This window comes from Bartonella sp. CL100XZDX, from assembly GCF_042195375.1.
GTDB lineage: Bacteria > Pseudomonadota > Alphaproteobacteria > Rhizobiales > Rhizobiaceae > Bartonella.
The window spans coordinates 1-15,820 of the sequence record NZ_JBHIOH010000045.1 but is presented as its reverse complement, the minus strand read 5'-3'; the positions used below and the strand labels follow the sequence as shown (position 1 = coordinate 15,820).

General features: G+C 38.3%; 3 protein-coding genes and 2 pseudogenes. All 5 read left to right on the top strand.

Features of this window, described 5'->3' with window-relative positions; translation table 11 throughout:
• Window positions 1-594: 594 nt before the first annotated feature.
• A complete protein-coding gene (locus ACFILU_RS04150; protein ID WP_375674870.1) occupies window positions 595-6,516 on the top strand; it encodes a YadA-like family protein in 5,922 nt (1,973 codons plus the stop codon).
• Between the two features lie 400 nt (window positions 6,517-6,916).
• Window positions 6,917-7,174: pseudogene (locus tag ACFILU_RS04145) on the top strand (hypothetical protein); the annotation flags it as partial.
• Between the two features lie 156 nt (window positions 7,175-7,330).
• Window positions 7,331-7,624, top strand: coding sequence for a hypothetical protein (locus ACFILU_RS04140; protein WP_375675036.1), 294 nt, complete (start codon window positions 7,331-7,333; stop codon window positions 7,622-7,624).
• Between the two features lie 386 nt (window positions 7,625-8,010).
• Window positions 8,011-12,390, top strand: a complete 4,380-nt coding sequence (locus ACFILU_RS04135) for a Vomp family autotransporter (protein WP_375674869.1) — start codon at window positions 8,011-8,013, stop codon at window positions 12,388-12,390.
• An 819-nt stretch (window positions 12,391-13,209) separates the two neighbouring features.
• A pseudogene (locus tag ACFILU_RS04130) lies at window positions 13,210-15,820 on the top strand (hypothetical protein); the annotation flags it as partial.

Genomic DNA, 15,820 nt, shown 5'->3' with positions numbered 1-15,820 from the left:
TGAGGCAGGGGTGAATTGTTGTTACGTATGTAAAAATTATATATAAATTGATAAGCGCTATAACGACAAATACAGGTTTAAAAAACAGAAAAAAACTATACACTTTCAACAAAATGAACTTCTTATTTCAAAATAAGATAATAAGTTTTTCCATAAATTATAAGTTCATTATTTTTTCTTTAATTTTTAAATCTGAAAAATCTGTAGCACTCTACAGATAGAAAAAAACCTTTTGCTCTCTACAAATCTATTAAAAAGCTTTCTACTAAGATAAAAGTACACATTCAAATGTATTTCAACTTTACTGGAAGAAGTTATAAAACAATCCACTAAATTAATTCTACCCCTTGCAAAAAACAACCAATAAGCTTAGAAGTTAAAAAAACCAATCACCACAAAAAAATTTTACTTTCTTAGGAAATGTAAAAGAGCAAAACACATTAACCATAAAACCTAAAAACACAACTTCTCTATCTTTTCAGTCAGGTACTAAATTTTTGAATACGTTTAGAAAAATCAATTTTAGGGAACTTCATAGCGTTTAAATGTGTCTTTTTTGTGTTTATAGTTATTTCTTTCATTGGGGAGTTCATTATGAAAAAATTATATACAAAATTAGCAGGGAGCAATTTAAAATTTTCTCGTTTTCCTTTTATTAAAGTCCTATCCTTGACTTCAATAGCTGCACTTTTAGCCAGTATTTCCCCTGTTTTTTCGAATGATCTTGATTCAGGAGAAGAGATTTCTTCAAACATAAGGAACACTGCTGAGATATATCCACAAAGTATTGTCTCTGTTTATGATAGCTATAACAGTGATTTGGATTCTTCTAGTGCATCACAGGAAAATTATTTAACAGCGCTGAATGTTTCTTTGACATCCAAGGTAAGTGCTGCTGATAGCTATGCAAATTTTTTAACCAAAACCCTTTCTGGTATAAGTAATGATGATCCTATTGTGAATGTTTTGAGGGCAGATGACAAAAACTCATTGGAAAGAACATTAGATACAGGCGGGCAATATAAAAAATTGATCATCAGTTCACAAAGCGGTGAGAATACAGCGATTATTGATGCATTGAATCCTTCGCACAATGACTCCATGTCTAAAATGCAGCGCGATACAGGCATGCAACGTGACGTAGTGGGTACTAATGTCATATTTGGTAATAATATAACACAGGACGGCAAACTCCATAAGGAAAGTGATATTACTGCTCTTGGCGCCAAAATAATAGTCAATGCTCCCGATGTGGTTGCTGTTGGTTATGGTGCGCAGGTGGATAATAGCTTTACTGTTGCTGTAGGTCATTTGGCGTATGCTGTAGGTAAAAAAAGTATCGCAATAGGTGGTGAAGGTAGACAAGGTAGTAAACCGATCCCTTCTGAGGGGCGTACAATAGCGAAGGGCGAAGAATCAATTGCTATTGGACATCGTGCTAAGGCGGACAGTGAGGAATCTATAGCTCTTGGTGCTTATGCAAAAACGACGGTAAATTTAGGTGTTGCGATTGGGAGCGAGTCTGTGGCTGATGTTGCTGCTGGCAAACTTGGTTATAATCCTTTAATTAAAAGCTCGTCAGAAGATGACAGTATGATATGGGCAGCCACACTAGGCGCGGTGAGTATTGGTGATGCTGAATCACAAAAAACGCGCCAGATTGTAGGAGTGGCAGCTGGTAGTGACGACACTGATGCCGTTAATGTTGCACAGCTAAAATCGTTACAATCATACGTAGACCAAGGTTGGACACTATCTGTTGGGGGTAAAGATGCTAAAGCCGTTGGTATAAAAGATACTGTAGATTTGTCAGCGGCAAGTGGCAACCTTACGATTATAAAAGGTGAGGAAGACAATAAAGTAAAATTTGATCTGGCTCAAGACATTGCACTGGAGAGCGTAAAGGCAGGTACAAATACCTTCGATGCCACGGGCTTAGTAGTTACTGATGGTCCGAAAATAACCACCGGTGGTATTGATGCTGGAAATAAAAAGGTAACGGGTGTTACACTTGGTGATCTTAGTGCCGATTCACAAGAGGCGGTAAATGGTAGTCAGTTGAATGTTGTAGCTACCCATATAGCTGGATATTTAGGCGGTGGTGTTAAATTTACGAATGGTCAATGGGATGATCCAGAGTTCAAAATTAAAACTTTAAATCCTGAGACGAATGAGATTGAAGAAGAAAGTTTTCCAAATGTAGCCAAAGCCTTTGAAGGTGTGGGTAAGTCTTATGTAAATCTTCACAATGAGATTAAAAAAGCTGCCGATGATAGTGTTTTTAAATGGCATGCCGAAACGGAGAGCATTACAATTGCTGCCAGTGAGGGAAAAGGTGGGCAAGAAAGTATTGCTATAGGTAAGCTTTCAAGTGCAACTGCCGACAATGGTATTGCATTAGGTGGTTCTGCAAATGTATCTGGTGAAAATAGTATCGCATTAGGTGGTTTTGCAAATGCATCTGGTGAAAATAGTATTGCATTAGGTGGACTTTCAGCTGCAACAGCTAAAAATAGTATGGCATTAGGATCAAATGTACAAGTACTTCCTGAGGGTGGTGTTGCTGTGGGTTATAAATCTGTTTCTCGTAACTCAGTGTCCACAGTTGGCTATGATCCTTCTATAGGGAGCCAGTCAACGGATGATGGTGTGATATGGAAGAGCACTCAAGGAGCTTTTAGTATTGGTGATACTCCGAATAAGATAACACGACAGCTTACAGGTGTGGCAGCGGGTTATGCAGACACTGATGCCGTCAACATTGCGCAGCTGAAAAAATTAAGGGAATTTGTAGCACAAGGGTGGACACTTTCTCTTAATGATAAGGTTGTTTCAAGCTTTCAGCCGGGTGATATATTAAATTTGGTTTCTGGAAGCAAAAACTTTGAGATTAAAAATAGTGATACAACAGACAGTAAAGACAAAAAAATAACATTTGATTTGGCACAAGATGTCACATTGAACAGTGTAAAATTAAAAGACGTCACTTTAGATAAAACGGGCTTAACGATTGAAAATGGCCCCAAAGTAATAGCGGATGGTATTGATGCTGCAGGTAAAAAAATAACAGGTCTTGCGGGTGGAGATCTTAGCACAAATTCGACAGATGCCGTTAATGGTGGTCAGCTTCATACAATTACTGGGGATTTATCAAAAATTTTAGGTGGGGATGTATCCTTTGATGGAAAAAACTTTAAAGTACCAGGGTATAAATTATCGAATATTGATAAAAAAGGTGAAGTAACAGATCGATCTCATACCGATGTTGGTTCTGCCTTTAAAGGACTTGATGATAATATCAAGAATGTGAATGCTCGTATTAAGGAATTTGAAAAGGACGTCTCTTCGAATGGTTTAAATTGGGATGGCAGTGTAGGTGATGATGGTGCTTACAATGCTGCTCATGGTGAGAAGGATGCGAGCAAGATTGTTAATGTCGCTGATGGTAAGGTAGAGAAAGATTCGCACGAAACTATAACAGGTTCCCAGCTTTATGCACTGGGCAACAAAGTTGCAGAATATTTTGGCGGCGATGCTACGTATGAGAATGGCGTATTGAACAAACCAACCTTCAAACTCAAAGTTTTCAACTTAGAGAGCAATGAAATTGAAGTTGAAGAAAAAACCTACAATAATGTAGCGGAAGCCTTTGACGGAATTGATAAGAATTTCCAGAGTGTGAATAAGAATGTGCAGAACATCGTTAATGATTTTAATGACAAAGTCACGAATATCAAAGAATCTGTCCAAGGCGATGCTCTGTTGTGGGATGGTAAAGAACAATCCTTTGTAGCCAAGCATGGGGAAAAAGATGGAGAAAAGGAAAACAGCAAGATCACATCACTTGCCGCTGGTTCTATAATATCAGCTTCGAGTGATGCGATTAATGGCGATCAGCTTCATGCAATCACTGAGGATTTATCAAAAATTTTAGGTGGAGATGTATCCTTTGATGGCAAAAACTTTAAAGTACCAGAGTATAAATTATCGAATATTGATGAAAAAGGTGTTGTAACAGATAAACCGCATACCGATGTTGGTTCTGCCTTTAAAGGACTTGATGATAATATCAAGAATGTGAATGCTCGCATTAAGGAAGTCTCAGAAGGAGTTGCACAAGATTCTTTATCTTGGAGCGATGCTGACAAAGCTTTTGTTGCCCAGCATGGGGAAGGTGATGACAGAAAGGCAAGTAAAATCACATCGCTTGCTGTAGGAGATATTACGAAAGAATCGATGGATGCCGTAAATGGTTCTCAACTTTATTCACTGGGCGATAAGGTTGCAAAATATTTTTCTGATGACGCTGAATATAAGGATGGGGAATTGAAAGTTCCTGATTTTAAGCTAAAAATTATCAATGATGATGGCACTGAAGCTGAATCAAGCTATAAGAATGTATCAGATGCATTTTCAGGTGTGGGTAAACTTTTCACAAAGGTTCAAACTGCGATCAGCGATGTAATCAGTAATTTGCTTGTTACGAAAAATGAAGATGTTATCAACATTGGTAAAGGAGTAGAAGGTAGTGAAATCAATATCGCAAACAAGGGTGGTAAGGATCGAACTCTTTCTGGTGTAAAGGCGGCAGAAAACAACAATGAAGCCGTGAACAAAGAACAATTTGATAAAGGTTTGAAGGATCTTTCTGATACCCTTCTGTCTGATAGTTCTTCTGTTGTTCTTTACGATAAAACAACAGATAATCAAACTGATTATACAAATGTAACTTTTGGGAAAGGGAAGGATGCTACACCTGTTGCGCTCCATAATGTAGCCGCCGGATCGATTGCGGAAAACTCAACGGATGTTATCAATGGAGGACAGGTTCACATTCTTTCAATGGATATAGCAAAATTGTTGGGTGGAGATGCTGAATTTAAGGGTGGTGCTTTTAAAGGGCCAACTTATAATTTATCCAGTATTGATAAAGGTGGCGAAGTAACAGATAAACCGCATACCGATGTTGGTTCTGCCTTTAAAGGACTTGATGACAATATCAAGAATGTGAACGCTCGCATTAAGGAGGTCTCAGAGGGAGTTGCACAAGATTCTTTATCTTGGAGCGATGGTGACAAAGCTTTTATCGCTCTGCATGGGAAAGGTGATGACAGAAAAGCAAGCAAGATCACATCACTTGCGGCTGGCTCTATAGTATCAGGCTCGAGTGATGCGGTTAATGGCGGACAGATTTATGATCTGAATCAGTCGCTAGCAAAGTATTTTGGTGGTGATGCTAAGTATGATGGTGATGGCTGGGCGCTTCCAGGTTTCAAGATAATGACTTTCCAAGAAGATGGAAGCTTTGAAGAGGAGAATTATGATAGCATTGCAGCCGCGTTTGCCGGTGTAAATAAGGTTTTCAAGAATCTTCATAATGAGATTTCAGACAACATTGAGCAAAATGCGTTGTTGTGGAGTGATGATGCAGGTGCGTTTGTAGCACAGCATGAGAAAGAAGGTAACAAGGAAAACAGCAAGATCACGTTCCTTGCGAAAGGAAAGATATCAGAAGATTCGACGGATGCGATTAATGGTGGTCAGATTTATACACTTCAACAGACATTTGCCTCATATTTTGGTGGAGGAGCTGGTTATGATAAGGAAGGAAACTGGCAAGGACCAAAATTCACTGTTCAGGTCTTTAATAAGGATGGTACGAAAGGTGATAAAGAGGAGCGTAATAATGTCTCTGAAGCATTTGATGTTGTTAATGACAGCATGAGCACTATCAACGATCGTATAAAAGAAGTTGAAAAGGGTACCTCTTTGAATAGTCTGAATTGGAATGAAGAAAAAGGAAGTTATGATGCATCTCATGTGGATTCTCAGGGTGTTAAGAGTCCAAGTAAGATTATCAATGTAGCGAATGGTAAGGTAGACAGAGATTCAAAAGAAGCAGTGAATGGAGGACAGCTTTGGGAAACTCAGCAGATGATTACAGATCAGGTCAAGGATATTGAAAATAGAGTTACGGAGGGATCTGTACAATACGATAAAGATGAAAAAACGGGCAAAAAGACCAATAAAGTTACATTAGTTGGTGGAGATGACAGTTCTCCAGTATTAATAGCCAATGTAGCCGATGGAAAGATTGAAAAGGATTCGAAAGAAGCGGTTAATGGCGGTCAATTAAAAGATAAGATAGATTTTGTGCTTGAAAGTGCCAATAAGTATACGGATGAGCAAATTTCTCATCTTGTAAAAGATGGAGTTAGTGGGGCTAATTCGTATACGGATATGAAGTTTTCGACATTAAGTTATGCTGTTGAGGATGTTCGAAAAGAGGCAAGACAAGCAGCAGCTGTTGGTTTAGCGGTAGCTGGTTTACGCTATAGTGATATTCCTGGAAAATTAACAATTGCATTTGGTAGTGGTTTATGGCGTAGTCAATCTGCTTTTGCTTTTGGTGCAGGTTATACTTCAGAGAACGGTGATATTGGTTCCAACTTGTCAATTACCACTTCTGGAGGTCACTGGGGTATAAGTACAGGGGTTAATGTGATACTCAACTAATAAACGACTAAATCCATAAAATTGATTTGCCTTTTTCTTATTTAAGAAAAGGGCAAATTTTTTACTTTCTTCCAGAACTCTCTAAGCTATTCTAAATGTATAAAACTCCCGTAATTATATAAAATCCGAATATAAAAAGCTTATTACAACTTTTGTTGAGAATAAAAGAGCTTAGTGGTAAAGATTCAAAAAATTGATTGCTATTATTTTGATTTATTAAAATGCTTCAAGCAATGTAAATACGAATATACCCTTTATTAAAAGAAGACAGTTTTAGCTTTTATTTTCGTATAGTTTTAAACGTATGCTTTATAATGCAACGATCTACAGGATATGCAATGTACTCCAAACACAAGTATTGCTTTAGGGTAGTGGAGCGCAAACGGAAAAAGAATGGAGCGTTGCTGTAGGCAATATGGCTCATGCTTTAGAGAAAAGCAGTGTCGCAGTAGGTGGTGAATATAATAAGAAGAGCGAACACGGGGAAAATGATTATACTCTTTCGAAGAGTGATTATTCAACAGTAGTAGGAGCTGTTTCTAAAGCTTTAGAATATGGTTCGATTGCTCTTGGTCACTCCGTGCATATGCATTTGCTCAAGAAGCTATTTCTATGGGCTTCTATTCAAAAGCAAAAGGGGGTGGAAGTATCGCTTTAGGTTCCTATTCTAAAGAAAGTGATGGTTGATGGGAGAGCTATCGGGAACAACTCTGTGTCTGGTAGAGCTGCTGGCGTTTTTGGAGATACGTCTGTTCTGCAAGGACCGGTTAAAAACATCTAATCTCAATGGAAAAGTACGAAAGTTGCAGTAAGTATTGGTGTTCCTAGTAAGAACATAACGCGACAAATTATAGGCGTAGCAGCTGATAGAAAATCTGCCGATGCAGTGAACCTTAGACAGTTGCAAGATTTAGAAGAAGTCGTAAGAAAAAAGGTTGGAAACTGTCTATTTCTGATGAGGCAGCTAAAGATATGGGTGCTAGATAGTGCAATGAATTTTTCACAACTGAAGGGAATAAAAGAACAAGTAGCAGTGAGTATTTTTGTAAAACAGGATACAGCAACGAGACACATTACCATTAGTAAGGATATAGATGGGGCATTTTAGTAAAAAGCTTTCATAAATCCTCTAATGAAATAAAAAAATCTTATTCACGAAAAATAAACTGATGCCTAGCGGATGATCAATAGGCACAACAAAAATTATACCTCTTTCAAAGAGATCAAAGCTAAAAACGACGCACAACCTTTGATAGAAAAACGAAATCTATTCTAATATTAAGTATTTTTTTACCTTCCTCAAATTGACTTTCACGAACCTGCCCCTAATTACCCTTCTAAAGACGCTGTAGAAACAACAGCTTATGTCTTAATTTTTATTTATGTCCTAAAACACGCTGTAAAAGCAAGAACACGCAAAGGAAATAAGAAAGCTTTAGAGTTCTAGAGCATACCTTTTTTGTGTTTTTAATCTATTATTATGAAGGGGGTATTATGAAAAAATTATATACTACACCAAATCTGCGTGATTTGAGTTTTTCTCGTTCACATCATCGATCATCATTGTTTAAAGTAGCCTCGTTAGGAACTGCGGTGGCATTGTTTTTATCGAATGCTTCTCCTGTTTTTTCAGCAAATCTCGATTTAACAAAAGCATCTCTTGAAAATGTGAAGAATGCTGCCGTGGTTTATCCGCAAAGTACTCTTTCTGCTTATAATAATTATACAAGTGGTATGGGGGGGGGTAATTCTGCCATAAATGTTTTAACAGTCGACGGAAGGTTTGTATGGAAAGATGCACAAAATATCTTTACAGTGGGTGGCGCTGTTATTTTAGATCCAGAGAAATATACGGAAAAGGGGAAAAGTGTAGCTATAGACTCTACAGCGCACGCTTTAGGACTAGGTAATATCGCAATAGATGCCGGATATAATAACCAAGATGATAATAGAGATGCATTCGTAAATGCTTATTCTTTACGAGTGAGGGCTGATGGTGATGAAACTGTTGCTATAGGGTCTGGGCCTGAAACGCGGGCGTATGGAAAGGTTATTCTTGGGGACGGTTCTTCGAGTAAGGCGGGTCCGGGTGCTTTCGGTTTCGATTTTCTCACTAAAAGCCCGTCAAAGCTAGAGAATGAAGTATGGAAAAGTAATGCGGGTCCAGCAACTATTGGTAATGATGTAAATAAGATGACGCGCCAGCTTGAAGGGGTGGCAGCTGGTACTTATAATACTGATGCTGTGAATGTTGCGCAGTTAGGATCATTACAAAAATACGTAGACCAAGGTTGGAGTTTGTCTGTTGGGGGTGAAAATGCTAAAGCCGTTGGTATAAAAGATACTGTAGATTTGTCAGCGGCAAGTGGCAACCTTACGATTATAAAAGGTGAGGAAGACAATAATGTAAAATTTGATCTAGCTGAGAATATTAAAGTGGAACGAGTTACCGCTGGAAGAAGCTCTATAAGTGATGATGGCATTCTGTTTGCTAATGGGGCTGGTATAACTGTGGATGGTATTGATGCTGGTAATAAAAAGATTACAGGAGTGGCAGCTGGGGAAGAACCTGAGGATGCAGTGAATTTTGCGCAGTTAGGGAAGATTGAGAATACAGTTGAAGGTGTAACTCATAATATATCACAATATTTTGGTGGTGGAGCGGATGTATTTAACGGTAAGGCGCCCAGTTACACTATTCAGGGCAAACCACATAATGGTTTTGAATCTACTTTTAATGCTGTTGATACTTCTATCACGAATATACAAAATCAGATTGCGAATGTGGCAAAAAACAGCCTCGTTAAGCAGGAGGAAAATGAAAGTGCTATCACCATTGGTGAGTCAACAGGTGGCACTGAAATCAATGTTGCAAACAAATCTGGTGAAAATAGGATAATTTCCGGTGTGAAGGCAGCTGTAAATGCTAATGACGCTGTTAATAAAGAACAACTGGATGGGCGTATAGCAGATATTAGTAACAGTATTAATAACATTGAAGAGGGAAGTGCTTTTGCAGTTCTCTACGATAAAAAAGCAGATGGAGCCGTTAATTATAATAGTGTGTCTTTAGGTGGTGATAAGACTACAGCACCGGTTGCTCTCCGTAATGTTAAAGATGGGAAAATTATTGAAAATTCGCATGATGCAATCAATGGTAGTCAGCTTTGGAAGACGAATGATCGTGTTGCAGGTGCTGAAAAGGATATTATCCATATTAACGATAAGGTTACTAACATATCAGCTACGGTTACTGATCTTGGTGAAGAGGTGTTCAATATTCAGAAAGTGGGTGCTTTTGCAGTTCTCTACGATAAAAAAGCAGATGGAGCCGTTAATTATAATAGTGTGTCTTTAGGTGGTGATAAGACTACGGCACCGGTTGCTCTCCATAATGTTAAAGATGGCATGATTGCGCAAGGATCGCATGATGCAATTAATGGTAGCCAGATTGAAAAAATATCCCGAGATGTAGCAGTCATTTTTGGTGGTGATGCGGAATTTAGCGAAGGTATTTTGTTTGGTCCGCACTATCATTTATCGCAAATTTCTGAAGATGGTGTAGCAATAACTAAGGACCATAATAATGTTGGTGATGCTTTGACAGGGCTTGATGACAATATCAACAATGTGAATAGCCGCTTAACACATGTAGCCAATGAGTTTACTCAGAAAATTGATGGTGTCTCTAAAGATTCTCTGTTGTGGAGTAATAATGAGCAGGCATTTGTAGCACAGCATGGAGCAGACAAAGAAAATAGCAAAATTAAATTTCTTGCCAATGGAGACATTTCTGCTAATTCAACCGATGCGGTAAATGGTTCACAACTTTTTGTTACTAATCAGAATGTTACCACTGTTACGAATAATCTAGCAAAAATTTCTCAAAATACATCTCAATATTTTGGTGGTGGTGCAGATGTATCTAACGGTAAGGCTCCCACTTACACTATTCAGGGTAAGCCACATAATGGTTTTGAATCTACTTTTAATGCTGTTGATGCTTCTATCACGAATATTCAAAATCAGATTACGAATGCGACAAAAAATAGCCTCGTTAAGCAGGAAGAGAATGAAGGTGCTATCACCATTGGTGAGTCAACAGGTGGTATAGAAATCAATGTTGCAAACGAATCTGGTGATGCTCGTACAATTTCCGGTGTAAAAGCTGCAGAGTGGAGTGATGAAGCTGTTAACAAAGCCCAGCTTGATAAAAGTATAGAGATGATTTCTAATGATATTAATCTCACAAGAGCTGCTGCAGTTCTCTACGATAAAGAAAATGGTGCCATTAATTATGGTAGCGTAACTTTAGGTGGGGTAGATAACCAAGACCCTGTTGCTCTCCATAATGTTAAAGATGGCATAATTGCGCAAGGATCGCATGATGCAATCAATGGGAACCAGATTAATAAAATATCTGGAGATATAGCAAATTATTTTGGTGGTGATGCCTCATTCGAAAATGGTGCCTTTAAAGGACCAAAATATAATTTATCTGTTATTGTTGAAGATGGTCAGGTGGCAAAAGCCAATTATCATGACGTTGGTTCAGCTTTGACAGGTCTTGATGCAAATGTGAAGAGTGTGAATACGCATCTGACGAATGTGGTAAACGATGTTAATGAAAAAATCACGAATATTACTCAAGAAGTTAAAGGGGACGCCTTGTTGTGGAACAGTGATGAGCAGGCATTTGTAGCACAGCATGGAGAGGGAAGAACCAATAGCAAAATTAAGTTTCTTGCCAATGGAGATATTTCTGCTAATTCAACCGATGCTATAAATGGTTCGCAACTTTATCTTATGAGCAACCAATTGGCTGCGTATTTTGGTGGTGGCGCTGGCTATAATAATGGAGAATGGACTGCTCCTACTTTTAAGATAGTACAATTCAAGGCTGACGGTAGCTCTGGTGAAAAGAAGAATTATCATAACGTTGCCAGTGCTTTTGACGGCGTGAGTGAGAGTATGTCTAAGATAAACGACCGCATTCAAAATGTTGAAAACAATGTTTCGTCTAATGGTTTAAATTGGAATGAGCAGAAAAAAGCTTATGACGCTAGCCATGATGGTCAACCAAGTAAGATTATCAATGTAGCAGATGGTAAAATTGTAGAAGGGTCAAAAGATGCAGTCAATGGCGGACAGCTTTGGGAGACCAACGAACGTATCACTGGCGTTGAAAAAGATATTAAGCATATTGAAAACAGAGTCGACAATATTTCCACTACGGTTACGAATATTGGTGAAACGGTTTTCAATATTGAAGACAGAGTTGATAATATTGAGAACACGGTTAATAATCTTTCTGATGGTGCAGTTAACTATGATAAAGATGGAGAAGGAAACAAAACCAATAGGATCACTTTAGAGGGTGGAGATTCCAGTGAACCTGTTTTAATTGATAATGTTGCGGATGGCCGTATTGAGAAGGACTCGAAAGAAGCTGTGAATGGTGGTCAACTGCATGATTACACTCAGCAACAGATGAAAATTGTTCTCGATGATGCAAAAAAATATACGGATAGTCGGGTGGATAATATTGTTATTAATGCCATTGATGATGCTGTTGATCGGTCTGACCGATATACAGATATGAAGTTTAATATTTTAAGTTATGATATTAAGAGCGTACGGAAAGAGGCAAGGCAAGCAGCCGCCGTTGGTCTAGCAGTATCCAACCTACGTTACTTTGACGAGCCAGGATCTTTGAGTGTCTCATTTGGTAGCGGCACATGGCGTGGACAATCCGCATTTGCCCTTGGTGCTGGTTATACATCTGAAAACGGAAAAATCCGCTCTAATCTCTCTGCCACGAGTGCTGGTGGTCATTGGGGCATAGGTGGTGCAATTACTCTGAAAATAAAATAATACGAACAACGAAAACAAAACATCCACCCTTATTTATTGAAATAAGGGTGGATATTTTTTTACAGACGCACAGTATTTATCTAGAGATAAGCATAATATTTGATGAGGCTATAGACTGTGAGGTTTTATAGAAGATTTTTCTATATTTTGTTGAAAAAAGATCATAGTAGAATCCATATTGCTAAAAAGTTATATTTTTATGTTGCTATTTTCATGAACAGCCTATAGCAATATAGGAGTGTATATTAGTAAGACTCATTTTGATGAAATAACTTTCAAAGGGGAAAAGTAGTGCGTAAAGATAAAAGGTACATCACGGAACCGCGCATATATCATTATATGATATATTAAAAAGAAAAAATCCAACTAAAAAGCCAGTTATCCAAGGAAAACTATATTCCAGACATATTACAATTTCTTTTTACTTTACTTATTATTAACAAAACCATGCTTTCTTATAAAAATAAAGTCTATAATTAGGAAAATACATATTAAAACCTAGTACAAAGGATTTTATAGTAACCACTACCAAGTAAAATGTAATATTAAATATAAAGACCCCTTTTTAGTTAGAAAAAACAGCACACTAAAAAACTTAGACTCTAAATGTGTCATCTTTATGTCCACAAAACATAATCAAAAAGACAAACATTTAGGTCTCAATACAGAGAGCACAAACAAAACAAGACTAAATACTCAAAATGTTCACACTCTAAGCAATGATCGTCTACTCTGAATTCCAAAGAGATCAATAATGCTAAAATGTGTCTTTTTTATGTTTTGGAGGTGTTTTTAAGTTTTTTCATTGGAGAGTTTGTTATGAAAAAATTATATGCCCCACAAGCTGCGAGTGAATTAAAACGTTCTCGTTTTTCTTTTGTTAAAGTTCTTTCGTTGGCTATAGCGGCTACATTCTTATCGAATGTTACGCCTGTTTTTTCAGCAAATCCTGATTTTAGAAACACATTTCTTGAAGGTGTAAAAAGTGCTGGTGTATCTTATCCACAAAGCCTTCTCTCTGTTGCTGGTTTGAATGCTTCTGATGATTACGCAAATTTTTTAACCAAAACCCTTTCTGGTAAGAGAGATAAGAGTCCTATCGTAAATGTTCTTGCGGAAGATAGCAAAAATTTATTGGTAAGAATCCTAGGTACAGACGAGCAATATAAAAAGTCTCTCATTAGTCCACGGTCGCTTGTTCGTGATAGCTCTACAGCCCAACAGTTTGCAGGGAATAATGAGAATGCAACCCCTGTTAATGTTTCTGATCTTTTGCGGGGCGGAACTGCAGGAATGCAACGTGCTCGAGATAACAATACTATTTTGGGTGATGGGATTAATTATACAAATAGCAAGTGGACTGTTGCTATTGGTGACCAAGCGTCTTCTAGTTTTAATGGGAAAGGTGCACACGGTTCTGTTGTTATCGGGTATGGTGCAAAAACTAGAAACGGTTGGAATGTTGTTGTCGGTTTTGAGGCAGAAACATTAGGAGGATCGTATGGTTCTGTTGTTTTGGGGCGGGGGGCGAAAACGGAAGGTGTTTATAGCATTGCAATCGGTGGTGTTGGAACTGTTCCTGGATCTGAAACACAGAATATTGATGAAAAAAATAGAGTACTTGCAACTGGTGATTATGCAATGGCTCTTGGTTATGGCGCGAAGAATTATGCAGAAAAGGGGATTGTTCTTGGTTACAATGCATCTGTAACAAAGGAGGCGCTGTATAGTATTGCTATGGGTAATCAGGCAAGTGGAATAGGTGAATCTAGTATTGCTATAGGTTCCATGTCTTACGCTTTTGCTCCAAGCAGTATCGCAATAGGTGCCAGTTCTATAGTTTCTGTACAAGGTGGTGTTGCTATAGGAAGTAATGTTATCGCTGATAGGGCTCTAGGTCTTCCAGGATATGCTTCTTCGCTGCAGGGGGCGACAAAAAGCACTGAAGCGCAATGGAAAAGTACGCAGGGTGCCGTTAGTGTTGGTAGCAAAAATACGGGCGTGACGCGGCAGATTATAGGTGTAGCAGCTGGTAGTGACCCTACTGATGCAGTAAATGTTGTACAGTTAAAAGACTTAGAAAGTGTCGTGAGAAATGGCGGTTGGAAACTATCTGTTGGGGGTAAGGATGGTAAGAGCGTTATCATGGACAGCGCAGTAGATTTTTCCGCTGGAAGTACAAATCTTACGATTACAAAAGGCAAAGATGACAATAATATAAAATTTGATTTAGCAAAGGATATCACACTGGAGAGCGTAAAGGCAGGTACAAATACCTTAGACGCAACAGGCTTAGTGATTGCCAATGGTCCGAAAATAACCACCGGAGGTATTGATGCTGGGGGTAAAAAGATTACAGGAGTGTCGGATGGCACTGGAGCGAACGATGCAGTTAATTTTTCACAGTTAAGCAAAACCAATGAGAGTCTTTCGTCCACAGCGAGAAATCTGGAAACGGCTATGGCGAATACATCAAAATATTTTGGTGGAGGTGCAGGAGTTGCTGGTTCTGACATGACGGGACCAACTTATGACTTATCCAAGATTGATACAAAGGGTAATATAACAGAGGGCTCTTTTAAAGATGTTGGGAGTGCTTTTGCAGGTCTTGATACAAATATCAAGAATGTGAATGCACGGATTAAAGAAGTTTCTGAAGGAGTAGCCCAGGATTCTTTGTTATGGAATGATGAAGCCAATGCCTTTGTAGCGCGTCATGAAAAGAGAAAAGAAGAAAAAGGTAGGTCTGTAAGAACACAAGAAAACAGTAGAATTACGTTTCTAGAAAGTGGTGAGATTACCCAAAACTCAACAGATGCAGTAAATGGTGGTCAGCTCTATACAATGGGTAACATGCTTGCATCCTATTTTGGTGGTGGTGCTGGTTATGATGAAGCGGGCATATGGAGAGAACCAGATTTCAAGATCAAGCAGTTTAGTGAGGATGGTACTTCTTTTGACAAGAAATATACGAATGTAGCTGATGCACTTGCAGGTGTTGGAAGTTCTATCACGAATGTTCAGAATAAATTGACTGAACAGGTTAATAATGTGATTACCAAAGTGGAAAGCGAGAGCTTTGTTCAGCAAGATAAGACAACGAGTCGTCTCACTATTGGTGCAAAAGTAGGTGGCGCAGAAATCAATATTGCAAATGAAAGCGGTGCGGATCGGATAATTTCTGGTGTTGGGGAAGCAAAGAACAATAATGACGCTGTTAACAAAAGCCAGCTTGATAGCAATATCAAGAATGTTAATGATAATGTGACAAATAAGTTTAGCGAACTTACTAAAAACATAACGAATATTACTCAGCAAATTAAAGGTGATGCTTTGTTATGGAACGATAAAGCTAATGCCTTTGTAGCACGTCATGAAAAGAGCAAAGAAGAAAAAGGCAGAGCTGTAAGGACACAAGAAAACAGTAGAA

Excerpts from the sequence above, each read along its gene's own strand:
- ACFILU_RS04150 (WP_375674870.1), top strand. The coding sequence starts at position 595 with ATGAAAAAATTATATACAAAATTAGCAGGGAGCAATTTAAAATTTTCT.
- ACFILU_RS04135 (WP_375674869.1), top strand. The coding sequence starts at position 8,011 with ATGAAAAAATTATATACTACACCAAATCTGCGTGATTTGAGTTTTTCT.